Source organism: Bradyrhizobium sp. 179 (assembly GCF_023073535.1).
In the GTDB taxonomy this organism is placed as follows: Bacteria; Pseudomonadota; Alphaproteobacteria; order Rhizobiales; family Xanthobacteraceae; genus Bradyrhizobium.
The window spans coordinates 151,673-174,136 of record NZ_JADPJR010000097.1; the positions used below are offsets into that span (position 1 = coordinate 151,673).

A 22,464-nucleotide genomic window follows, 5' to 3' on the forward strand; every position below is an offset into this window, starting at 1 on the left:
TCCGCCATGTTTCACTTCTCCAACATCGTCCGCACCAAGGGTGATCCGAAAATCCTCGAGGGCGGGCCGAGCCTGAAGCGACCCGAAGACCAGCTCGCCCGCGCGCTCGGCTGGTTCAGTATCGGTCTCGGCGCCGTGGAATTCCTTGCGCCAAGGCGCATCACCGCGACGCTGGGCATGGAAGGCCATGAGACGCTGGTCCGCGCTTTCGGCGTGCGGGAGATCCTTGCCGGGATCATGTCACTGTCCGTGGACAAGAACGCCGGCCTCTGGGCCCGCGTCGGCGGCGACGGCCTCGATGCCGCCGCGCTGCTCTCCGGACTGACATCCGACAATCCCAAAAAAGGCAATATCGCGCTGGCGCTCCTGATGGTCGGGGGCATCGCCATGCTCGACTATCGCGCCGCGCAGGACACCAGGCCGCGGCGGCCGCCGCGCGAAGCGAGGCGCAAGCTCTATCCGAACCGCAGCGGCTTCCCCAAGGGGCTGGAAAACGCCAGAAGCGGCGCGAAGCAGATCGCTGCGCCCCCCATGCCCGAGCGATCCTGAGCTCGCGCGAGAGACACACTGTCAAACTGTCACGAGGTGAATCGAGGCAATGACCGAATCCCGTGACGAACGCGCGTGGTGGCAATCCGCAGTCGTCTATGAAATCGCGCCGATCTCGTTCCAGGATTCCAATGGCGACGGCAAAGGCGACCTCGCCGGCTTGATGTCGCGGCTCGACTACCTGAAATGGCTCGGCGTCGATGCGGTGTGGCTCACGCCGATCTACCGCAGTCCTTTTCGCGACCTCGGCTATGATATCTCCGATTATTGTTCAATCGACCCGAGTTTCGGCACGCTCGACGCGTTCGATCGCCTCCTCAGTGCCCTGCACGCGGAAGGCATCCGGATCATTCTCGACCTCGTCCCCAATCACACCGCCGACGACCACGCCTGGTTCGTCGAGAGCAGCAGTTCGCGCCACAGCGCGAAATCCGATTGGTACATCTGGGCCGATCCGGCCGAGAATGGCGGGCCGCCGAACAATTGGCTCAGTCGTTTCGGCGGCAGCGCCTGGGAATGGTGTGAGGCGCGGCGGCAGTATTATTACCATTCCTTCCTGGTCGAGCAGCCCGACCTGAACTGGCGCAATCCGGACGTGAGAGCAGCGATTGCCGACGTCATGCGCTTCTGGCTCGACCGCGGCGTCGACGGCTTTCGCGTCGATGCCAGCGCCGTGCTGATCAAGGACGATCTCTTGCGCGACAATCCACCGAACCCGAAAGCCAAGGACAAGCCGCCGCCGCAACGCCATACGCCCGTATTTACCGACGACCGGCCGGAGACGATGTCGTGCATCGAATTCATCCGGGAGGTGATCGATGCCTATCCGGACCGGGTGTTGTGCGGCGAAGTTCAGGGCAAGACCGACCGGATCGGGCACTTCTACGGCAACGATCGACCTCGCCTGCACCTGCCGCTGAATTTTGCGCTGCTGGACTCGCAATGGGACGCGCTGTCGCTCCAGGCGACCATCGACGCCTATCTCAACGCCATCCCCAAGGGCGCTTGGCCGGTGTGGGTGATCGGCGGGCATGACAAGCAGCGGATCGCCAGCAAGATCGGTGCGGCGCAGATGCGCGTGCTCGCGATGCTCTTGATGACCCTGCGTGGAACGCCATTCTTCTTCATGGGCGACGAGATCGGCCGCAAGCGCGTTCCCATTCCGGCCGATTGCGTTCACGATCCCTTTGAGAAGCTCGTGCCGGGCTATGGACTTTGCCGCGACCCCGAGCGCGCGCCGATGCGCTGGGATGACGGCGAGAGCGGCGGATTCACCACCGGCAGCCCGTGGCTGCCGCTGGGGCCTGGCGATGCGCCAAACGTGGCGCAACAGAGACGGGACGAGCGCTCCATCCTGGCGCTGTTTCGCGCGCTGATCGCGCTACGGCGCGAGCATGCCTGTCTGCGCGAAGGCAGCCAGGCGCCGCTGCGCTCGCAAAACGACGTGCTCGCCTTCAAACGCCTGGCGGGCCCAAGCGAAGTGCTGGTCGCGCTCAACATGGCCGCCGAGCCGCGAAGATGGCACTGGCAGGGCCGCGGGCGCCTGCTGATGTCGACCGACCTGGACCGGCCGCGCGAACCATTGCCGGATGCATCGATCCTGCTTCGGGGCAATGAAGGCGTGATCATCGAACTCGCGCGGCGATGATCGGAGGAACCATCGGCGCGCCGAGGAGTCTGATCAACGCCTCCGGCATCTTCCCCCATGCTGCCGGACGCATTTTGGACGAAACCGCTAGCCCCGGCGCTCATTCCCCCCTTTGGGGGCCGGGGCGGCGGCGTGAGCTTGGAGGCTGCGATGGGCAAGGTGAAGGGTCTTAAGCAGCGGATCGCCGGCAAGGCGAAACAGGCTGTCGGCGAGATCGTCGGGGATCAGGAGCTCCATGAGGACGGCAAGGCCGAGGCGGAGCGCGGCCGCGACGAACAGGACAAACCGAGCGAGCTCAATCCGCTGAAGAAGCTCCATCAGCTGACGTGAACGCGCCATCTGAGCCGGCGCTTTCCGTCAGCAGGAGGCGACGTCGCTCGCGCTGGACCGCGGCCATCGCGCTCGGCCTCATCAGCAGCACCTTCTCGACCATCGTCAGCCAGCTCTTCGCCGCGCGGATCGGCCGCGATGCAGCGGTCGACTGGATGATTGTCGCCACCATTCCGGCGCGCGACTGGGCGATCAGCGCCGATCCCTCATGGAGTGCGGTCGCCACCGGCATCGCGTTCCATCAATGGGCGGACTTTTCCTGGGCGGTCGTCTTCTTCGGCGTGCTGGGACGCTGGACGGCGGACTTGCGGCCGCTGACGATCCTGCTGCTCGCGCTGCCCTGGGCGGTGTTTTCCTCAGGCATGGAATGGTTCGTGCTGGTACCGCTTTTTCCGTTCTGGCAACCCCTGTTCACACTGCAGCAGCCCTACTGGATCGGGCTTCTCGTGCACGGCTCGTCGGCCGTGATGTATCCCCTGTTCGCGCGGCTGCGCTGGGCCCACGGCAATACGCCCGCCCGCGATCTGCGCTTCACCAATGCCTGGATCACCGGCGCCCTGATCGTGATCGCCCTGCTCGGGACGATCGCTTTTTTCGGCCGCCATGGCTACGAGCTGCCGTGGATGGGACGCGACAGGGATGTCGACCAGGCCTATATCCGGCACATGACCACACACCACGCGCAAGGCATCGAGCTTGCGCGGATCGCAGCCGAGCGCGCGCAAGACCCGCATTTGCAGAAGCTCGCCATGCTGATGATCGCAAGCCAGGCCGGCGAGAAAACAATCTTCGAGAACTGGTGGCTGAGCTGGTTCGACACGGAGATGCCGGACTGCACCGCGCAGGAGCGCTCCGCCATGCCGGGCTTTCTGACGCCGGCCGAGATGCGTCAGGTCAGGATCGCCGCGCCGGAGGCGTTCGCCCGCCTGTTTGTCGAGATGATGACGTTGCATCATCGGGGTGCGGTGAAGATGGCGGACCAGATGTGGCACAGCCGTGGCGATCCGCGCCTGCGCATCATGGCTCATGCCCTCCGCCATGAGCAGCAAGGTGAGATCGCGCTGATGCAAGGCGTGAGCGGCGTCGCCGCGGTGGCGACGGCCTTTCGCAACATGTTCGGCGACAACGTCAATTGAGCGCGAGCAAGCTTGGCTCGCATCGATGCGGCAGGCCAGGAAGTCTCTTTGCGGCAAGACCGTCTTCAAGACTCATCAGACGCACTCGTGGGAGTGCGCTGCTCGATCCAGAAAAAGCCGAGTCGCTCGCCCCGGCTTCACGCCACCTTCAGCGCGGCCCCGCTGTCAGCGTCGAGAAATCCCGTAAGCCTGCCCCTGATCAGTCGCTCGGCATCCGCCATGATGCGGTCGACCAGCTCCTTCACGGTTGGAATGTCGCGGATGAGCCCCACGACCATGCCGCAGCTCCAGGCGCCCGCGTCCATATCGCCCTCGATCATCACCTTGGGATAGACGCCCGCCACCTGATCATGGATGTCGTCGATCTTGAGGCTCTTGCCTTTCTCCCGCTCGACCCCGAGCAGCTGCTCGACGCCCTTGTTGTTCAGGACCCGCTCGGTGTTGCGGAGCGCCCGCATGACCAGCCTTGTATCGAGCTCCGACGCCCGGACCAAGGCATTCTTGACGTTCTCGTGCACCGGCGCCTCCTTGGTGGCGATGAAGCGCGTGCCCATGTTCATGCCGGCGGCGCCCATTGCCAGCGCCGCAACCAGGCTGCGCGCGTCCGCCATACCGCCGGAGGCAACAAACGGGATGTTCAGTTCCTCGGCCGCACGCGGCAACAGGATCATGTTGGGCATGTCGTCTTCGCCCGGATGGCCGCCGCATTCGAAGCCATCGACGCTGACGGCGTCGCAGCCGATCTGCTCGGCCTTCAACGAATGCCGGACCGAGGTGCATTTATGGATCACCTTGATGTCGCCCGCGTTCAAGGCCGGCATGTACTGTTCGGGGCTGCGTCCGGCGGTTTCGACGATCTTGACGCCGCCTTCCCTGATCGCAGCGATGTATTCCGGATAGGGCGGCGCGCTGAAGGTGGGCAGGAAAGTCAGGTTCACCCCGAATGGCTTATCCGTCATGTCGCGGCAGCGCGCGATCTCCTTGGCCAGCAGTTCCGGCGTTCGCTGCGTCAGACCGGTGATGATTCCGAGCCCGCCGGCATTCGACACCGCAGCGGCGAGCTCGGCGAAGCCGACATAGTGCATCCCACCCTGGATGATCGGATGTTCGATGCCGAACAGTTCAGTGATCGCTGTCTTCACGAATGACCTCCCCGCGTTTCCGCTCAGTGAATGATTTCGAACAGTCCCGCCGCGCCCATGCCGCCGCCGATGCACATGGTCACCACGCCGTACTTCGCCTTGCGCCGCCGGCCCTCGAGAAGGAGGTGGCCGGTAAGCCGCGCTCCGGTCATGCCGTAGGGATGACCGATCGCGATCGATCCGCCGTTGACGTTGAGCTTGTCCGGGTCGATGCCGAGCTTGTCGCGGCAATAAATCACCTGCACCGCGTAGGCCTCGTTCAGCTCCCAAAGATCGATGTCGTCGATCTTGAGGTCATGCCGCTTGAGCAAGCGCGGGATCGCGACGACAGGGCCGACGCCCATCTCGTCGGGTTCGACGCCAGCGGCGACGAAGCCGCGGAAGATGCCGAGCGGCTTGAGGCCCTTCCTGGCCGCGATCCTGTCGCTCATGATAACGCAGGCCGAAGCACCGTCCGAAAGCTGGCTGGCGTTGCCCGCGCTGATCGTCTTGCCTTCGAACACCGGCTTGATCCTGGACAGGCCCTCGGCCGTGGTCTCGGGGCGTGGGCCTTCGTCCTTTGTCAGCGTCACCTCCTCGTAGGTGACCTCCTTGGTGTCCTTGTCGACAAGCGCCATCCTGGTCGTGAATGGCACGATCTCGTCGTTGAAGCGGCCGGCCTGCAAAGCAGCGCCGACGCGCCGTTGGCATTCGAGACTGTATTCATCCTGCTTGTCGCGGCCGATCTTGTAGCGCTCGGCGACGATCTCGGCGGTCTCGAGCATCGACATGTACATTTCGGGTTTCATCGCCATCAGCTCATCGTCGACGGCGTGGAACTTGTTCATGTGCTCGTTCTGCACGAGACTGATCGACTCGATGCCGCCGCCGATCGCGACTTCGACGCCATCGAGCATGACCGACCGCGCTGCAACTGCGATGGCCTGCAGCCCCGACGCACATTGGCGGTCGATGGTGGTGCCGGCGACGGTGACCGGCAGGCCAGCGCGGATCGCGCCCTTCCGGGCGACGTTCATCACCATGGTGCCTTGCTGCATCGCGCAGCCCATCACCACGTCCTCGACTTCGCCGGGCGCAATGCCGGCGCGCTTCACTGCTTCGGCCATCACATGCCCGGCCATGGTGGGGCCGTCCGTGTTGTTGAGCGCGCCGCGATAGGCTTTGCCGACGGCGGTCCGAGCCGTGGAAACGATGACTGCTTCAGTCGTCATGCTGGCCTCTCTGTTTACGCGGCTGTGTCCAGCTGCGCGTAGCGCAGCACGTGGAACGCGGGATCGCCGAACTGGATGTTGATGGAGGAGATTCGCTTGAAATAATGTCCGACGTTGAGCTCGTCGGTCATTCCCATGCCGCCATGAAGCTGTACCGCCTGCTCGGCGACGTACTTGCCGGCATAGCCGATCTTCGACTTGGCGCCCGAGGCGAGCCGCGAGAGTCCCACATCGCCCGCGGCGAGGCTGAGGTTGAGATGTTGCATCAGGGAGAGCGCCTCCTGATGCGCGATGAACATGTCGACCATGCGATGCTGCAGCACCTGGAAGGAGCCGATGGTGGCGCCGAACTGCTTGCGGGTCTTGGAATATTCCAGTGTGGCGGAATTCAGTTCGCCAATCGCACCGACGCCTTCCGCGCAGAGCGCGCCGATCGCGCGATCGCGGCAGGCCTCCAGCGCGGCAACGCCCTCGCCTTCCGGTCCGAGCAATTGCGCACGAGCCTCGCGCAGGCTGATCTCGGCGGCGCGGCGACCGTCGATGGTCTTGAAGCTCTGAAGATCGACGCCGGCGGCGCGGCGATCGACCACCAACAGGCTGACGCCGCCACGGTCACGGTCATCGCCGGAGGTCCGGGCCGAGACGATCAGATCGTCGGCCCACGGCGCGGCGATCACCATGGTCTTCGCGCCGCTCAGGATGTAGTCATTGCCCTCGCGCCGCGCTCTCGTCGTGACATTGCCAAGATCGAAGCGCGATTCCTTCTCCGTCCAGGCCAGAGCCCAGGCCTTTGTGCCGTCGATAATGCCGGGGATGAAGGCTTGCTTCTGCTCCGGCGTGCCAATCTGCTCGATCAGGCCGCCGGCCAGCACCACCGTTTCGACGAAAGGCTCGATGACGAGGTGCCGGCCGAACTCATGCATGATGATCATGGTCGACAAAGGACCACCGCCGAGACCGCCGACCTCCTCGGAGAACGGCGCCGCCAGCAACCCGAGCTCCGCGAAGGCCTCCCAATGCTTCCGGCTGAAGCCTTGCTCGCTCGCCACGATCTTGCGGCGCGTGTCGAAATCGTATTGATCGCGCAGCAAACGCTGGACGCTGGATCGCAGCATGTCCTGCTCTTCCGTGAACTGGATGTCCATCCGATCCTCCCGATGCGCCGCGTCTAAAGACCGAGCACTGCTTTGGCGATGATGTTTCGCTGGATCTCGTTCGATCCGCCGTAGATGCTGAGCTTGCGCGCGTTCAGATATTTCTCCGACGCGGTATGAGCGTACTCCGGGCCCGGCATGAAGTGGTTGGCGCTGACCGGATGCTCGCGGATCGCAAGGCCGTAATTGCCAATCGCGCGATGAGTGAGTTCGGTGATGCTCTGGAATATCTCGGTGCCGCGGATCTTGAACAGCGACGCCGCCGGCCCCGGGTCGATGCCCCGCGCCATCTGGCCGACGACGCGCAGTTCGGTCGCCTCCAGAGCCAGGACATCGAGCTCGATGCGGGCGATGTCCCGCAGAAACTCGAGATGTGCCGGATCGTGCGCTGGTATCTCGGCCTTCACGATCTGCTTCAGCTTCCCGATGTAGCGGGTCGACCGGCCGATGCCCGCCATGCTGGTCCGCTCATTGCCGAGCAGGAACTTGGCGTAAGTCCAGCCTTTGTTCTCCTCGCCGACCAGGTTCTCCACCGGCACGCGGACGTTCTCGAGGAAGACGTCGTTGACCTCGTGGCTGCCGTCGATCGTGATGATCGGCCGCACGGTGACGCCGGGCGACTTCATGTCGATCAGCAGGAAGGAGATGCCGGATTGCGGCTTCGCGTTCGGGTCGGTCCGCACCAGGCAGAAAATCCAGTCGGCGTGCTGCGCCAGCGTGGTCCAGGTCTTGTGGCCGTTGACGATGTAGTGATCGCCGTCGCGCACCGCCTTGGTCCTGACGGTTGCAAGGTCCGAGCCGGAGCCCGGCTCCGAATAGCCCTGGCACCACCAATCGTCGCCGGAGAGAATCCGCGGCAGGAAGCGCTTCTTCTGCGCCTCGTTGCCGAACGTGTAGATCACCGGCCCGACCATGGTCACGCTGAACGCGAGCGGCGGCAGCGTTCCGGCCCGGGAGGTCTCCTGCTCGAAGATGAAGCGTTGCCTGATCGACCAGCCCGGACCGCCATACTCCTTGGGCCATAACGGCGCGATCCAGCCCTTATTGTAGAGAATGCGATGCCAGAGCAGCGACTGCTCCTTGGTCAAATCGGTCTCAGGATTCGGAACGCGCATTTCCGCCGGATAATTCTCTGCGATGAAGGCGCGCACCTCATCGCGAAAGGCAGCATCCTCGCTGGAAAGGTTGAGCTCCATCGCAGCTGTCTCCGCTACCACTTCTCACCGAAGGGGCGGATCTCCAGCTCGAAGGTCCAGGCGCTGCGCGGCTGCTGATACAGCAGCCAATAGGATTCCGCGACCGACGACGGCGGCATCAAGAGATCGGGATTGTCGAGGGCGTCCGGACCGAGCGCCTCGACCCGCCGCTGCCGCACCCATTCGGTGTCGACCCCGGAGTCGATGATGAGATGCGCAACGTGAATGTTCTTCGGCCCCAGTTCGCGCGCCGCGGCCTGGGCAACGGCCCGCAGACCGAACTTGGCACTGGCGAAGGCGGCATAGCCGATGCCGCCGCGCAGGCTCGCCGTGGCACCGGTAAAGAAGATGTTGCCCTTGCCGCGAGGCAGCATCAGCCGCGCGGCTTCGCGGCCGGCGAGAAAGCCGGAATAGCAGGCCATCTCCCAGACCTTGCGGAAGACGCGCTCGGTCGTTTCCAGGATGGGGAACTTGACGTTGGCCCCGATGTTGAAAATGCAGACCTCGAGCGGCGCATGCTTGTCGGCGTCTCCCAGGAAGGAAATGATCTCCTCCTCCTTGCGCGCGTCGAGCGAACGCGCGTGGATTTCGCCGCCCGCCGCCTCTATCTCCTTGACGAGCGGATCAAGCTTGGCGCCGTTGCGGCGCCCGGCAAACACTGTGAAGCCCTCCGAGGCAAACTTCTTTGCGATCTCGCTGCCGATATAGTCGCCGGCACCAATCACGGCCACGGTTGCGTTTCTCTTCTGCAAGGGTCGTCTCCCGGATTAGGTTAGATCTGTTGAAGCTGCTCTGCCGGTGCCGGAGCATCCAGCATGATGCGCTGTCCGCGCACCGTGATCACCCGGTCGCCGGCGATATCGACCGCGCCTAAAAAACCGCGCCACTGCCAACCTCCCGAACCATGGGCCCGGTTCTTTTCGAGACCTATTCGAATTGGAGTTAACGTTCTTTTTTAGAACTCGTCAATTGCTAAATTGCCGTCTGGCGATTTCGCGCCGGAACGGCAGAGTAGCTGTCGCTTTGCGTTGGACTGACAGAACGTCGTTTACAACGTTACTGCGAACGGCTACTTGTAAGTATCAAATAAGAACTTATAGGGAGAAGCGATCATGATTGAGGGTCCCGGCGTGGCGATCCTGGTGGGCGCGGGCGATGCGATCGGTGCCGCCGTCGCCCGGCGCTTTGCCAAAGGCGGCTACACAGTCTGCATCTGTCGGCGTGACGCAACCAAATCCCAAGGGCTCGTGGACGAACTGACGGCTGACGGCCATCGCATCCATGCCTTCAGCGTCGATGCGCGGCAGGAAACCGAGGTCCAGAAGCTCTTTTCCGACATCGAAGAGAAGATCGGAGCCATCGAGGTCTGCCTTTTCAATGCCGGATCGAACGTCAACAAGCCTCTCGTGGAGACCTCCGAAAAGCTGTTTTTCAAGGCCTGGGAGCTGGCCTGCTACGCCGGATTTCTCGTCGGGCGCGAGGCCGCGCGCGTCATGCTGCCGCGCGGGCGCGGCACCATTTTCTTTACCGGTGCGACGGCCAGCATTCGCGGCGGCCAGGGGTTTGCCGCGTTTTCGTCCGCGAAGTTCGGACTTCGCGCGGTGGCCCAGGCCATGGCGCGCGAGCTTGGGCCGAAGAACATCCACGTCGTCCATCTCATCATCGACGCCGGCGTCGACAGCGAAGCCATCCACCAGCGCATGAAAGCGGCGAAGGGGATCGAGGCGAGCGAGATCCCGCCGGACAGCCTGACAAAGACCTCCTCTATCGCAGAAGCCTATTGGTTCACGCACCAGCAGAGCCGCGACGGCTGGACCCATGAACTCGATCTTCGCCCGTCGGTGGAGAAGTGGTGATGAGTACGATACCCGACCTCACCCTGTGGGGTGCTGGAACAAGCCGCACCATTCGTGCACATTGGGCAATGCACGAACTTGGCTTGTCCTACAAGGTCAAGCCGATCGGACCACGGACAGGCGAAACCAAGACCGCTGAATACACCCGGCTCAATCCCCGCCAGAAGATTCCGCTGTTGCAGGATGGTGACTTCTGCATCGGTGAAAGCGCCGCGATCGTCGCGTACCTGTCGCGCATGTATTCCACGCCGGAGGGCTCGCTGATTCCGGAAGCCACCCGCGACTATGCCGCGTGGCTCGAATGGTGCTTCTTTGTCGTGGCCGAGCTCGATTCGACGAGCCTCTATGTCATGCGCCGCCACCGGGCGGATGCGCTCGGACACATCTATGGCGTCGCCCCCGAGGTCGTCGCCCAAGCCGGCCAATATTTCCGACAACAATTGCGGCATGTGGAGGTCGCGCTGATGGACGGGCGCCAGTTCCTGATGGGGGACCAGTTCACCAGCGCCGACCTCCTGCTCGCGACGTGCCTCGATTGGGCCATCGCTTATGGGGTCGACATTTGCGACAATGCGCACCCATACCTTGAGCGCATTCACGGGCGGGACGCGTATTGCAGAGCCCAGGCGGCGAATGTTCCCGTGGCGCCAATTACGCCGGTATCGGCAACCGTTTGAGAGCAATCCCCGGTGCGCGCTTCCGTCTATACGGCCGCGCGCACGCTGCGCTCGGCGATCATCTTGTCGATGGCACGGTCGTCGTAGCCCAGATCGCGCAGTACCTCGCGCGAATGCTCGCCGACCCGGGGGGCCGGCCCGCCGATCGCGGCCTGGTTGACCTCGAAGCGGGCTGCCGGCCTCGGCTGGCGCACCCGGCCGACCTTCGGCTGATCGAATTCGGCGATGATGCCGCGGGCGAGGACCTGTTCGTTGTGGATGATCTCGGCCCGACGCAGGATCGGCGCGCAAGGCACATCCGCTGCGTCGAGGCGTTCCAGCCATTCGGCTGTCGTATTTTGGCTGATGTATTCCGCCATCTTGTTGATCCGCGCGGTGGCATTGACCGAGCGCGCCGCTGGCGTCGCAAAGCGGGGATCCGTGGCGAGCTCGGGGTCGCCGGAGGCACGGCAAAAGCCCTGCCATTCGGAATCGGAGATGGTGCCGGCGGTGATGTAGCCGTCGCTGGTCTTGAACACCAGGTCCGGCCGATCATTCGGATCGGCGGCGATTGCCTCGGCGCCGAGCACCGTGTACTGCATCATGCCTTCCGGCCAGAGGTAGGAGATCATCGCATCAAGCATCGCCACTTGGATGTGGTCGCCCTGCCCCGTCTTCTCACGGGCATAGAGCGCAGCCGCCACGGCTTGCGCGGTGAACACCGCGGTGGTCTTGTCGCAGACGATGGTGCGGATCATCTGCGGGCGGTTCGTGACGGGCTGCGACTGGATGTCGGCGAAGCCGGACAAGCCCTGAATGATGGGATCATAGACCCGTTTCTTCACGTAGGGGCCGCTATCACCGACGCCGCTGATCGACACGTAGATCAGGCGCGGATGGCGCTGGCGCAATTCCTCGACCCCCAGACCAAGGCGTTCCATGGTACCTGGTCGGAAATTCTGCACCAGGATATCGGACTGCGCGATCAGCTTGGCGAGCACCTCGCGCCCGGACGCGCTCTTGACGTCGATCGACAGCGAACGCTTGCCGCGGTTTGACGAGATGAACAGTGCGGAGAACTCGCCCTCCTTGTCGATGGTGGCACGGCTGCGGCGGGTGATGTCGCCGCCGATTGGCTCGATCTTCAGCACGTCGGCGCCCTGGTCCGCCAGAAACATGGTCGCGAACGGACCCGACACCACGCCGGTCAAATCGAGCACTCGAACGCCGTGAAGTGGGCCGGGCATGGGCATTCTCCCTGAATTTGCGTTTGCTTTGGGTCCGAGTGGCTTTCGCCACTCAACCTGGACAGTCGGCCCGTCAGGCCGTCTTGGAAACAGGTTGTCTGGTCTGCTCAAGGATCGACTCCTCGACATCGCGGATCTGGTCCTTGCCGAAGAACATCTCCTTGCCAACGAAGAATGTCGGTGAACCAAATGCACCGCGGCTGACGGCGTCATTGGTCAGATCGATCAGCCTCTTCTTGACGTCATCCTGCTGCGCGCGCGCAATCAGCCGGTCGATGTCGATCCCCGAGGACACGAACGCGCTCCGGAAGATTTCCGGATCATCCATCTTCTTGGGCTCTTCCCACATATGACGATAGGCGGCACGGAAGTAGGGCTCGAACATACCCTCGAGCTGGGCGGCGACGGCGCCACGCATCAGCATCAGCGTGTTGACCGGGAAGAATGGATTCTGACGAAACTTCGTGATGTTGTGGCGGCGGATGAACCGCTGGGTCTCCAACGCCTGGTATTCCGGCTTGTTTTTGATCCCGCGAAGCGAGTCGAACGGCGACATGTTGCCCGTCGCCTTGTAGATGCCGCCGAGCAGAACCGGGACATACGCGAACTTCACGCCGGTGCGCTGCTCGATGCCGGGAATGGCAACTTCCGCCAAATAGGCGTTCGGGCTGCCGAAATCGAACTGGAATTCAACCTTCAGGGTCATCTGGGCCTTCTCCCGGGAGCGAATGGCGGTCACCGGCGATCCGCTCGCCAGCTCGAGGTTCGGCCAAGCATATAGTTCTGAAATAGAACTGTCAAACATACCTGCAATCTGCTGGTTTCGCCTATTAAGGAGGGGTATTGTTTGGAATTCAGTACCTATCTAGAATGCGAGGGCCGGCGGCCGGCCTCCGTGACGATTCGAGACGGCCCATGCCGGGACGATTGGAGTGGCTGAATGAAGTGGAAAGAGCTCGAGGAAGAGCCCTGTTCGATGGCCCGAACCATCGGCGTGATCGGCGATCGCTGGACTCTTCTGATCCTGCGCGAATGCTTCCTGCGCACGCGCCGCTTCGAGGGATTTCAATCGGCGCTCGGGATCACGCGGCACTTGCTCGCCGAACGCCTGAAGAAGCTGGTTCGGCAGGGCATCCTGCGCCGCATTCCCTACCAGGACTCCCCCAAGCGCCACGAATATATCCTGACCCAGAAGGGCCTCGACCTCTATCCGATCATGATGGCGATCGTGCATTGGGGCGATACCCACATGGTCGACGAGCGCGGCCGGCCCTTGCTGCACCAGCACCGCAAGTGCGGAAAGGACTTTGATCCGGTCATGGTGTGCTCTGAATGCGGCGAGCCGCTCTCGGCCAAGGAGGTCCATACTCACCCTGGGCCGGGTGCGCGCAGCACTCCGGCGACGGCGGTGCCGGAGGTCCGAAAGACAAAGGCGCGCTCGCGCGCCGCTTGAGGCCTGCGCATCGAGGCCTCGTGCCAGAGATGCCAATACGAGGAGGAAAGCGGCGTCGGCGCCGATTGAACCTGCTGCCACACACTATGTCCTGATCTGGCGGCCCGCCGACGGCGGGCGTCTCGTTGAATGTCGCAGCGAAGCCGTCTTCCAAATGCGATTGCCCTGCCCTACACCCGCGCCACATCCCGGCATGGTTCGTTCATATAGAGACGTTCAACCTGCTCGGCGCGAGCTTTGAGCACCGCGCGCTGGTTGACATAGGCCTTGTCGGTGATTTCTCCTGCTGCCATTGACGGCGGATCCTTCAGCAGGGAGAAGGCGCAGACTCGTTCGCTGCTTCCGACCGCCTCGTTGTATTCCCGAAAGCGGTCCTTCAGAAACTGAACCACGACAGGATCGCAGGTCAAATCAACGGCTGCAGTCTTGGATATCCGGCCTGCCTCGGTCGGGTTCAGCCAGCACAGCAGCGCGCACGTCTCGCGATTTTCGCCGGCAACAACGATGTCCAGCAAGACGCCACGTGTGGCGGCCAGGATTGCCGCACGCATGTTTCCGATTGAGACCCAGGTGCCATTCGCAAGCTTGAAGTTCTCGGAAATTCTCCCGGTAAAGCGAAGGCCCCGCTCCGGCCTCTGCGGATCCAGAAACGAGACGGTATCGCCAATGCGATAAAATCCTTCCTCGTCGAAGGCCTTTGCCGTCAGATCGGGCCGTTCGAGATAGCCGGGCGTAACGTTGGGGCCCTTGACCCTGGCCTCGTAGGTATCGGAGACCGGAATGAGCTTGAGCTGCAGCCCCGGCGCGGGAAGACCGATCTCTCCGGGCTGATCCGTTGCCCAATGCGTCGAACTGATCGTCGGCGCGGTTTCGGTTGTGCCGTAACCCGACATGACCGGAATTCGCCGGCCGGTGGCGGCAAATGTCAGGCGATAGAGTTTCTCGAGAGTGTCCTGAGAAATTGCGGCGCCGGCATAGCTCAATCGGTCCATCCGCTTGAACACGCTGGCGCCAAGGTCGAGGTCGTTCTCGATTGCATCACACAGGAGGTTATACCCGGCAGGCACGTTGAACATGGCGGTTGGCGAGATCTCCCTGAGATTGGCGACCGTCTTGTGAAAGAGATGCGGCAGCGGCCGGCCATCATCGATATAGAGCGTCCCGCCATTTCTGAGGATGCCGTGAAGGATGACATTGCTACCCATCGTATGGTGCCAGGGCAGCCACTCCACCTGGACCGGCGCATCGGGCGGAGACACCAGCAGACTCCCCATTTGCAGGGAGCTTGCCATCATGCGGTGGGTGTTGAGCACGCCCTTGGGGAAGCCGGTCGAACCGGACGTGAAGAGAATTTTCGCGACGGCGTCACAAGGCACCTCGCGCGATGCGCGTTCGAATCCTTCGCGCCCGGTTCGCGCCGCCAGAGCCTGAAAAGGCACTGTGTCCGGCGCACCATCGACGCTGATCCAGGTCGCGGCTGCCAATTCGGGAATGGCGCGGCCGGCGGAAAAGTCGCGTCCGCTTTGAACGAACACGAAGCTCGGACGCAGCACTTCCGCGATGTCCTTGAGACGTGCGAGGCCCCCCGGCATCAAGGTGTAGTTCGGCGAGATCGGCGCCAGGATGACCCCGATCGACATCGCCGCAAACGAGATCACCGCGTTCTCGATGGAGTTTCCGGAAAGCACCGCCAGCTTGTCGGCCGGCCTTGCGCCCATATCGATCAGGCCTTGGCCGACCGCCTGAACCTGCGACCATGCCTCACCATAGGTGATCTCGTCCCATCCTCCCTTCGTATTGCGTTGCGCAAGGAAAACCCGATCCGGAACGGCATTGGCCCAGCGCGGCAGAAAATCGGTGATGCGCCAGTCGCACGGCGTCCATTCAAGAGGCGAGCTCAAGATGAGCGTGCCGTCGGGGCGACGCTCGATCGAAACCTCGCGCGGGGCAAACGTCAGTGCCGTCCTCGACATCGAAAATGATCTCCCGAATTGCTGAAAGGCGACCACATGCCGTGCATTCCCGTAACGCCCAGCGGCGGCCTACCGGCGCATTGCAAGCTTGGGACGCAGCTCATGCGGCATCCGTCACTCTGGCTGGGGCGAGTTCATTCGGACCTGGCGTCGAGCACCTCGCCGAAGGCTTCCCAGGTTGATCCGGTCCATCGTTGCAAGCGCATCTGCGTCCAGATCATGTTCTCGGATTCGCTGGTGTTCACCTTGATCCCGGGCAGCGCGGTTGGGACGATGAAATCCTTGAGGTTCTTGGCCTGCGCCAGAATGTTCTTGCGGGATAGATCATTGCCGCATTGCTTCAGGATCTGCTCGAGCAGGATGCCTTGCTGATAGCCGGTCAGATAGCTGCCGTTGGTGATATCGACGCCGGCCAGGTACTTGTCGAGAAACGCCCGATAGGTCTGCATGGCGGGATCGTCTTTCCATGTCGGATCCACGACGTCCTTGTTGATCGTCCCGACGATCACGCCGACTGATTTGTCGAGGCCAGCCGGCACGAGCGTGCCCCCGACCGAACCGGACGGAAAGTTGATGATCACCGTCGCCTTCCAGCCGATCACAGAAGCCTGCCGGATCGCCTGCGCGGCGAATTTCGGCGTTCCCGCGATCATCAGGGCGTCGGCACCGGAGCTTTTCAGGTTTGTGATCTGCGAGTCGACGGTCGGCTCGGTGATCTCATAGGACGCGCTGACGACCTTTCGATCGTAGTCCTTGCCGAGAAAGGTCTTGAAGGCATTGACGTAATCTTTGCCGAGATCGTCGTTCTGATAGAGGATCGCATATTTGGCGTTCGGCAGCGTCCTGGTCAGATATTTCGCGTAGATTTTTCCTTCGGTGTCGTAGCTGACAAGACCTGTCGTGGTCAGCGGGTAGCTGGCGACGTCCGTGAACTTGGACGAGCCGCTGATGATCGCGATGCTCGGCACGCCTTTCGCTCTCAGGTATTTTGCCGTGGCCGAAAGGCCGGGCGTGCCGAGCTGGCCGAACATGAACGCCACCTCATCGCTCTCGACGAGCTTGCGGACGTGCTCTACCGCTTTCGGAGGGCTGTAGGCGTCGTCATAAGCGATGTAGTTGATCTTGCGGCCGTTGATGCCGCCGCGGTCATTCACCGATTGAATGTAGGCGATAAGACCCTTGCCGACGAGACCGATCGATGACGCCGGTCCGCTGAACGGAAACACCCCGCCGATCTTGATCTCGGTCGCAGTAACGCCGACCTCGTCGGCCGCAAACGCCGGACCATTCAAAAGCAAAGCCAGGGCCGCAACGGCCTTCCATTTCGTCAACATTGTTCGTCCTCCCAAACCCGCACCTTCCTGGTACGTGGTCCTGTCTATTTGCGCGGCTGCACGCCCGGCCTCACGCGTAGGGCTGAGCTGGTCCGGCGCGGCAATCCGTAGATGGGCGGCCGTTACGATCGGGCCATCTTGTCGGCCCATCCTACAGTTCTATTTCAGAACTGGTCAAGCGATTAGATGACGGCACGCGGAAAGTCCCGTGACGCGCCCGGGAGGTGCCGAACTCGACCTGCGGATACCCGTTCAAATGCCACCATTGCACAGGTAGCGACAGCTCTGATCACCGGGGAGCAAGCCTCGGCGCAGAGCCGGTGAAGAATAGTAAATTCCAATACTGAACTCTCTTGCCGATACTTTGCCCAAGACTTAGGAACCACGACAGCACGCTCGCATTTCCCGCATGTCTGACGGAGCACTCAAATGGGCAATAGCGGCCTCGGCGTGCTTTTGACATTTGCGCCGCAACGAGCGCGCAACGGGAGCGAAGCCGCGCAGCGCCGCACGATCCACAAGAGCTGATGGCAAGGTGATTGAACCGCAAAGTCGAGGATGATCAATGCTTGAAGACCTTCGCGCGATTGCCCAGCCAGGGGCGATGATAGCCGTCCTGATCGTCCTGCTGCTGATGGCCGTGGGCGACGCGGCAATCTTCATCGCGACCAGAGGATGGCCGTTCTGAGACGCTGTGATCCAGCCATTTCGCGGAGATAGGAACCTTCATACGAGTGACCGGTTCGCCCTCCAACAGGGGAGCGCGGCGAACATCGATGCCTGTCCGGATGCGAACGGCTCTGGTGCTATTTGCGACGTTGCCGCTGGCCGCTTGCGCCGGCCGGCAGTCCGTGCTCGACCCGCAGGGACTTCAGTCCAGCCAGATCCTTCATACCATCTTCATCTTCCTGACCGTTGCGGCCGCCGTCTGGATCGCCGTCGTGGTCGTGCTTGGCGTCAGCATGCTGCGCCGAAAGCGCCCGGCCGACCAACCACTCGCGCTGCACCAGGGGTTTGAGCGGACGTCCGGTCGCGTCGTCTTTGTCCTGGGGCTCGCAATCCTCGTCATCGTGCTCGGACTCTCCATTGTGAGTTATGCCGGTCAGCGCACGATCTTTGCCAAGGACGAGAACGCCCTTACGCTCAAGATCATTGGCCACCAATGGTGGTGGGAAGTCCGCTATGAAGCTGACAGTCCGCATCGGAGCTTCGTGACCGCGAACGAGATCCGCATCCCGACCGGCCAACCGGTGAAGGTCGAGCTGGAATCCGCCGATGTGATCCACAGCTTCTGGGTGCCGAGCCTGACCGGGAAAATGGACCTCATCACCGGGCAAAAGAACGAGCTGCAATTCACGGCGAAGAATGCCGGCGTCTATCGCGGGCAATGCGCCGAATTCTGCGGCCTTCAGCATGCGCATATGGCCTTCGCCGTGCTCGCGCTGCCGCCGGATGAATTCGGCCGCTGGCGCGACCATGAGAACCAGAGCGCGAACAGCCCTACGGATCAGCTCGGCAAGCAGGGCGAGGCTCTTTTCCGAGCCCGCGGATGTGCCTTGTGCCACAACATCAGCGGCACGCTGGCCGGCGGGCAGCTCGGCCCGGATCTCACGCATATCGGCAGCAGAACGACGATCGCGGCGGGAACGCTGCCGAATACGCCGGCGACGCTCGCGGCCTGGATCGCCGATCCCCAGCACATCAAGCCCGGCACTCTCATGCCAAAGATGCCGCTGCAGTCGGGCGAGCTCATCGCGATCCTACACTATCTGGAGCAGCTCAAGTGAGCATCGCCGCTGAACCACGTGAGATACGGGATGACGTCCTGAATGGCCTTCAGCTGTCCACGCAGCTGGAGCGGGTGTGGCGTACGCCGTCCGGATGGACGGGTGCGCTCACGTCGGTGGACCACAAGGTCGTCGGCCGCCGGTATATCGTCACCGCTTTCGCTTTCCTGCTTCTCGGCGGCATTCTCGCGATCCTGATGCGCGTTCAGCTTGCCGGACCGGAGAAGACGTTCCTGTCGGCCGACAAGTACAATCAGATCTTCACCATGCACGGCTCGACGATGATGTTCCTGTTCGCCGTCCCGGTCATGGAGGCGTTCGCCGTCTATCTCGTGCCGCTGATGGTCGGCACGCGGAACATCGCCTTTCCGCGCCTCAATGCCTTCAGCTATTGGATGTTTCTGTTCGGCGGGTGCTTTCTCTGGATTTCCTTTGCGCTCAATGTCGGCCCGGACGTCGGCTGGTTTGCCTATGTCCCGCTCTCCTCGCTGCAATACACGCCGACGAAGCGCCCGGACGTGTGGGCGCAGATGATCACGTTCACCGAAGTCGCTGCGCTTGCAGTCGCCGTGGAGATCATTGTCACCGTTTTCAAGCTCCGTGCGCCCGGGATGACCCTTGACCGCATTCCGCTATTCGTGTGGGCCATGCTGGTAACGGCCTTCCTGGTGATGTTCGCGATGCCCTCGGTCATGGTCGCATCGACGTCGCTGATCCTCGATCGGCTCGTCAACACCCGCTTCTATGATTCATCCTCCGGTGGGCATCCGCTGCTCTGGCAGCATCTGTTCTGGTTCTTCGGCCATCCGGAGGTCTACATCATCTTCATTCCAGGCACCGGCATGGTTTCGGCAATCCTGGCGACCTTCGCGCGCAGGCCGGTGGTCGGCTATCCCGTCGTCATTCTCTCCCTGATCGCGACTGGCTTCCTGTCGTTTGGCCTGTGGGTCCACCACATGTTCGTCACGGGCCTGCCTCAGCTCGGCGCCGGCCTATTCACGGCGTCCAGTATGCTCATCGCGGTGCCGAGCGGGCTGCAGATCTTCTGCTGGCTGGCAACGCTCTGGGACGGACGGCCGGTCTACCGCACGCCGCTCCTGTTCGTGATCGGTTTCATCGTCATCTTCGTGCTCGGCGGCCTGTCCGGCGTGATGGTCGCCTCGGTCCCGATCGACACCCAGGTGCACGACACTTACTTCGTCGTTGCGCACTTTCACTATGTCCTGATCGGCGGCGCGGTGTTCCCGCTCATCGGTGCCGTCTATTACTGGTTTCCGAAGATCACAGGCAGGATGCTCAGCGAGAGCCTCGGTCGCTGGAATTTCTGGCTGGCCTTCATCGGCTTCAACGTCGCGTTCTTCCCGATGCACATTCTCGGGCTGATCGGAATGCCGCGTCGGGTCTATACCTACACGGCCGACATGGACTGGGCGCACTTGAACCTGTTGTCCAGCGGCGGCGCGCTCGTTTTCGCGCTCAGCTTCGCGCTGCTTCTGGTCAATGTGATCTACAGCCTGCGCAAGGGTGAGCTCGCGGGCGACAATCCTTGGCACGCTTCAACATTGGAATGGGCGACGTCCTCGCCACCGCCGCCGCAGAATTTCGACCGCATTCCCGTCGTCAAACACCGCGATCCGCTGTGGGCCGATAGCATGAGCCTGCCTGTCGTCGCGGGTCTGAGCGCGGAGCGGCGCGAAGTCCTGCTGACCTCACTGGCAGAGGCCGATCCGCAAATCCGCGAAGCATCGCCCGAACCCAGCATCTGGCCACTGCTCACAGCCATCGCAACCACAGTGTTCTTCATCGGTTCGATCTTCACGCCATGGGCAGTGCTCTGGGGCACGCCGCCGATGGCCGTCGCCTTGATCGGCTGGTTCTGGCCGACCGGCAGCAGGGAGGACGAGGAGTGAGACAGACCATCGTCCGTAATGTCGCCGAACTGCCGACTTACGGGTACGGCCCACGCAGTGGACCATGGTGGGGCGCCATGGGCTTCATGGCGCTCGAAGGCATGGGCTTTGCCATCGCGATCGGCGCCTATCTTTATCTCTACGCCGTCAATCCGAACTGGCCGATCGGCGCGGCGCCGCCCGATCTTTGGCCAGGTACGGCCGAGGTCGCGGTCTATCTGCTCAGCATCATCCCGAACGAGATCACCAATCGGGCCGCGCACCGGCAGGATCTTGCGAAAGTGCGGGTCGGTCTCATCGTGATGGCCGTGATCGGCACCGCCCTTCTTGTTCTGCGCGGCTTCGAGTTCGCCCATCTCAATACGCGCTGGGACAATTCCGCCTACGGATCGATCGTGTGGCTCATTCTCGGATTGCACACGACCCATCTCGCCACCGATGTTGGCGACACGATCGTTCTGGCCGTCCTGATGTTCACGAGGCACGCAAAGCCGCGCCGCTTCAGCGATGTAACCGACAACGTCTTCTACTGGAACTTTGTCGTGCTTGCTTGGCTGCCTCTGTACGTGCTGCTGGATTGGGTGCCGCGCCTATGACCGAAGCTGACGGACATTCCAGATTGCTGTATTGGGCCGGCGTTGCGCTTGGGCCCGTTGCATGGGGTATTAGTTTGCAAGGTGTCTACGTGTTCGCGCACCTCTCGTGCGAGAAGACGAGGCTGAGCGGAGCAATCCTGAGCGCTGTTCTGGCCATCGTCGCTCTTGCAGGCACCATCATATCGGCACGCGCGGTTCGACGCGGTGCCAGCGCTGAATGGTCCGATGCGCAAGGTGGCGGTCCCAGGACGTTCATGGCGTGGCTCGGCGTCGGCTCCGGCGTGCTGTTCGCGCTGGTCATCGCGAACCAGTTCGCCGCGTCGCTCATGATCAGCCCATGTCTGCGCTGAGCTTTGCGGCGTTGTTGCTTGCGCTGCTCGCGCAGCCGGCCGCCGCGCACGGACTATCCGATGTCGATTCGGGATCACTCTGGAGCTTCGACCCATGGCTCATGGCCCCGCTCTATGCCACGGGCATTGGCTTCTATGTTGGAACGCAGCGCCTCTGGCGGCACGCGGGAGGCGGCCGCGGCGTCAGCTTCCGGCAGGTCGCCGCGTTCTGGACCGGCTGGCTCGTGCTCGCGCTTGCGGTGACCTCGCCGCTACACTGGCTGGGCGAGCGGCTGTTCACCGCGCACATGGTTGAGCATGGCTTGCTCATGCTCGTCGCGGCGCCACTGATGGCGTTTGCCCGGATCAACGGCCCGCTGATGTGGAGCCTACCGGCCTCGTTCCGGCCATCGGTGGGCCGAATTCTCAATCTGCCGATACTGGTTTGGCCTTGGACTTTTGTGAGCCACCCCATCAGCGCGACCATCTTCCAAGGCGCGGCGCTCTGGATCTGGCATGCACCACCGCTCTACGCGCGGGCGCTCGAGAGCGCCGGGATCCATCGCCTCCAACATGTCAGCTTCTTTGTGACCGCGCTGTTGTTCTGGTGGGTGCTGCTGCATGGCCGCGGACGGGGCCGCAGCACCCGAACTCGCGACGGCATCGCCGTCGCCTGCCTGTTCATCACCATCCTGCATTCCGGTGTGCTCGGGGCCCTGCTGACCGTATCGCCGCGGCTCTGGATCCCGGCCCAGGGCGCCCTCGCCGGGGAATTCGGCCTCTCGCCACTTGAAGACCAGCAGCTCGCAGGCATCCTGATGTGGGTGCCCATGGGAATACTCTACACAGCCGCCGCATTGTTCTTTGCTCACCGGTGGCTGACCACGAACGCTGGCCACTCGCACCTGCCGCTCATGCGCGGTCCTGCATAGGAACCGCAACTTCTCTTCGGACGTT

The 22,464-nt window shown here is 62.7% G+C and carries 22 protein-coding genes; 13 read left to right on the forward strand and 9 right to left on the reverse strand.

What is annotated here, in order from left to right; genetic code table 11:
- Positions 1-6: 6 nt before the first annotated feature.
- The 4 genes from IVB12_RS22735 (at position 7) to IVB12_RS38440 (ending at position 3,663) form a co-directional block, all read left to right on the forward strand.
- On the forward strand, positions 7-549 hold the full coding sequence (locus IVB12_RS22735; RefSeq protein ID WP_247302204.1) for a hypothetical protein: 543 nt from the start codon (positions 7-9) through the stop codon (positions 547-549).
- A 49-nt stretch (positions 550-598) separates the two neighbouring features.
- On the forward strand, positions 599-2,197 hold the full coding sequence (locus tag IVB12_RS22740; protein WP_247302207.1) for an alpha-amylase family glycosyl hydrolase: 1,599 nt from the start codon (positions 599-601) through the stop codon (positions 2,195-2,197).
- Between the two features lie 150 nt (positions 2,198-2,347).
- Positions 2,348-2,527 (forward strand): CsbD family protein, encoded by a 180-nt coding sequence (locus IVB12_RS22745; protein WP_247302210.1) that lies wholly within the window; start codon positions 2,348-2,350, stop codon positions 2,525-2,527.
- A complete protein-coding gene (locus tag IVB12_RS38440) occupies positions 2,524-3,663 on the forward strand; it encodes a DUF305 domain-containing protein (RefSeq protein WP_247302213.1) in 1,140 nt (379 codons plus the stop codon). Before IVB12_RS22745 ends, IVB12_RS38440 begins: the two co-directional genes overlap by 4 nt.
- Positions 3,664-3,800: 137 nt before the next feature.
- Here the strand turns inward: IVB12_RS38440 and IVB12_RS22755 are convergent, their stop codons facing one another.
- The 5 genes from IVB12_RS22755 to IVB12_RS22775 are packed head-to-tail and all read right to left on the reverse strand — an operon-like array spanning position 3,801 to position 9,118.
- Positions 3,801-4,805 carry a nitronate monooxygenase family protein gene (locus IVB12_RS22755; RefSeq protein ID WP_247302214.1) on the reverse strand — a complete coding sequence of 335 codons (1,005 nt, stop codon included), beginning with the start codon at positions 4,803-4,805 and terminating at the stop codon, positions 3,801-3,803.
- A gap of 23 nt (positions 4,806-4,828) precedes the next feature.
- Positions 4,829-6,016 carry an acetyl-CoA C-acyltransferase gene (locus IVB12_RS22760; protein WP_247302216.1) on the reverse strand — a complete coding sequence of 396 codons (1,188 nt, stop codon included), beginning with the start codon at positions 6,014-6,016 and terminating at the stop codon, positions 4,829-4,831.
- Between the two features lie 14 nt (positions 6,017-6,030).
- Positions 6,031-7,161: an acyl-CoA dehydrogenase family protein gene (locus tag IVB12_RS22765; protein ID WP_247302218.1), complete on the reverse strand. Its 1,131-nt coding sequence runs from the start codon at positions 7,159-7,161 to the stop codon at positions 6,031-6,033.
- Positions 7,162-7,184: 23 nt separating this feature from the next.
- Positions 7,185-8,366, reverse strand: a complete 1,182-nt coding sequence (locus IVB12_RS22770) for an acyl-CoA dehydrogenase family protein (protein ID WP_247302219.1) — start codon at positions 8,364-8,366, stop codon at positions 7,185-7,187.
- Between the two features lie 14 nt (positions 8,367-8,380).
- Positions 8,381-9,118 (reverse strand): SDR family oxidoreductase, encoded by a 738-nt coding sequence (locus IVB12_RS22775; RefSeq protein WP_247302222.1) that lies wholly within the window; start codon positions 9,116-9,118, stop codon positions 8,381-8,383.
- 360 nt (positions 9,119-9,478) lie between these two features.
- Here IVB12_RS22775 and IVB12_RS22780 point away from each other — a divergent pair, with 360 nt between their 5' ends.
- Both IVB12_RS22780 and IVB12_RS22785 read left to right on the forward strand, forming a co-directional pair.
- The gene (locus IVB12_RS22780) at positions 9,479-10,222 is read left to right on the forward strand and encodes an SDR family NAD(P)-dependent oxidoreductase (RefSeq protein ID WP_247302224.1); all 744 of its coding nucleotides are present in this window, start codon (positions 9,479-9,481) and stop codon (positions 10,220-10,222) included.
- Positions 10,222-10,899: a glutathione S-transferase family protein gene (locus IVB12_RS22785; protein ID WP_247337288.1), complete on the forward strand. Its 678-nt coding sequence runs from the start codon at positions 10,222-10,224 to the stop codon at positions 10,897-10,899. Before IVB12_RS22780 ends, IVB12_RS22785 begins: the two co-directional genes overlap by 1 nt.
- 26 nt (positions 10,900-10,925) lie before the next feature.
- Here the strand turns inward: IVB12_RS22785 and IVB12_RS22790 are convergent, their stop codons facing one another.
- Complete coding sequence (locus IVB12_RS22790; protein WP_247302226.1) at positions 10,926-12,125, reverse strand: CoA transferase; 1,200 nt, start codon at positions 12,123-12,125, stop codon at positions 10,926-10,928.
- Positions 12,126-12,198: 73 nt separating this feature from the next.
- Complete coding sequence (locus IVB12_RS22795) at positions 12,199-12,831, reverse strand: 2-hydroxychromene-2-carboxylate isomerase (protein ID WP_247302227.1); 633 nt, start codon at positions 12,829-12,831, stop codon at positions 12,199-12,201.
- Between the two features lie 234 nt (positions 12,832-13,065).
- Between IVB12_RS22795 and IVB12_RS22800 the strand changes: the two genes are divergently transcribed.
- A complete protein-coding gene (locus IVB12_RS22800) occupies positions 13,066-13,578 on the forward strand; it encodes a helix-turn-helix domain-containing protein (RefSeq protein WP_247302229.1) in 513 nt (170 codons plus the stop codon).
- Positions 13,579-13,748: 170 nt separating this feature from the next.
- Here the strand turns inward: IVB12_RS22800 and IVB12_RS22805 are convergent, their stop codons facing one another.
- Together IVB12_RS22805 and IVB12_RS22810 are read right to left on the reverse strand one after the other, a co-directional pair.
- Entirely contained in the window at positions 13,749-15,587 is a 1,839-nt protein-coding gene (locus IVB12_RS22805) for an AMP-binding protein (RefSeq protein WP_247302231.1), read from the reverse strand.
- Between the two features lie 98 nt (positions 15,588-15,685).
- Positions 15,686-16,885 carry an ABC transporter substrate-binding protein gene (locus tag IVB12_RS22810; protein WP_247302233.1) on the reverse strand — a complete coding sequence of 400 codons (1,200 nt, stop codon included), beginning with the start codon at positions 16,883-16,885 and terminating at the stop codon, positions 15,686-15,688.
- A gap of 565 nt (positions 16,886-17,450) precedes the next feature.
- Here IVB12_RS22810 and IVB12_RS38200 point away from each other — a divergent pair.
- From IVB12_RS38200 to IVB12_RS22835, 6 genes are all read left to right on the forward strand, one after another.
- Complete coding sequence (locus IVB12_RS38200) at positions 17,451-17,573, forward strand: hypothetical protein (protein ID WP_256466521.1); 123 nt, start codon at positions 17,451-17,453, stop codon at positions 17,571-17,573.
- Between the two features lie 88 nt (positions 17,574-17,661).
- Complete coding sequence (coxB, locus tag IVB12_RS22815) at positions 17,662-18,672, forward strand: cytochrome c oxidase subunit II (protein WP_247302234.1); 1,011 nt, start codon at positions 17,662-17,664, stop codon at positions 18,670-18,672.
- Positions 18,669-20,582 carry a cytochrome c oxidase subunit I gene (ctaD, locus tag IVB12_RS22820; protein ID WP_247302236.1) on the forward strand — a complete coding sequence of 638 codons (1,914 nt, stop codon included), beginning with the start codon at positions 18,669-18,671 and terminating at the stop codon, positions 20,580-20,582. The genes coxB and ctaD overlap by 4 nt, the downstream gene beginning before the upstream one ends.
- Complete coding sequence (locus IVB12_RS22825; protein WP_247280435.1) at positions 20,579-21,178, forward strand: cytochrome c oxidase subunit 3; 600 nt, start codon at positions 20,579-20,581, stop codon at positions 21,176-21,178. Before ctaD ends, IVB12_RS22825 begins: the two co-directional genes overlap by 4 nt.
- Complete coding sequence (locus IVB12_RS22830) at positions 21,175-21,528, forward strand: hypothetical protein (protein WP_247302238.1); 354 nt, start codon at positions 21,175-21,177, stop codon at positions 21,526-21,528. The genes IVB12_RS22825 and IVB12_RS22830 overlap by 4 nt, the downstream gene beginning before the upstream one ends.
- The gene (locus IVB12_RS22835) at positions 21,516-22,439 is read left to right on the forward strand and encodes a cytochrome c oxidase assembly protein (RefSeq protein WP_247302240.1); all 924 of its coding nucleotides are present in this window, start codon (positions 21,516-21,518) and stop codon (positions 22,437-22,439) included. Before IVB12_RS22830 ends, IVB12_RS22835 begins: the two co-directional genes overlap by 13 nt.
- The last annotated feature ends 25 nt before the right edge of the window (positions 22,440-22,464 follow it).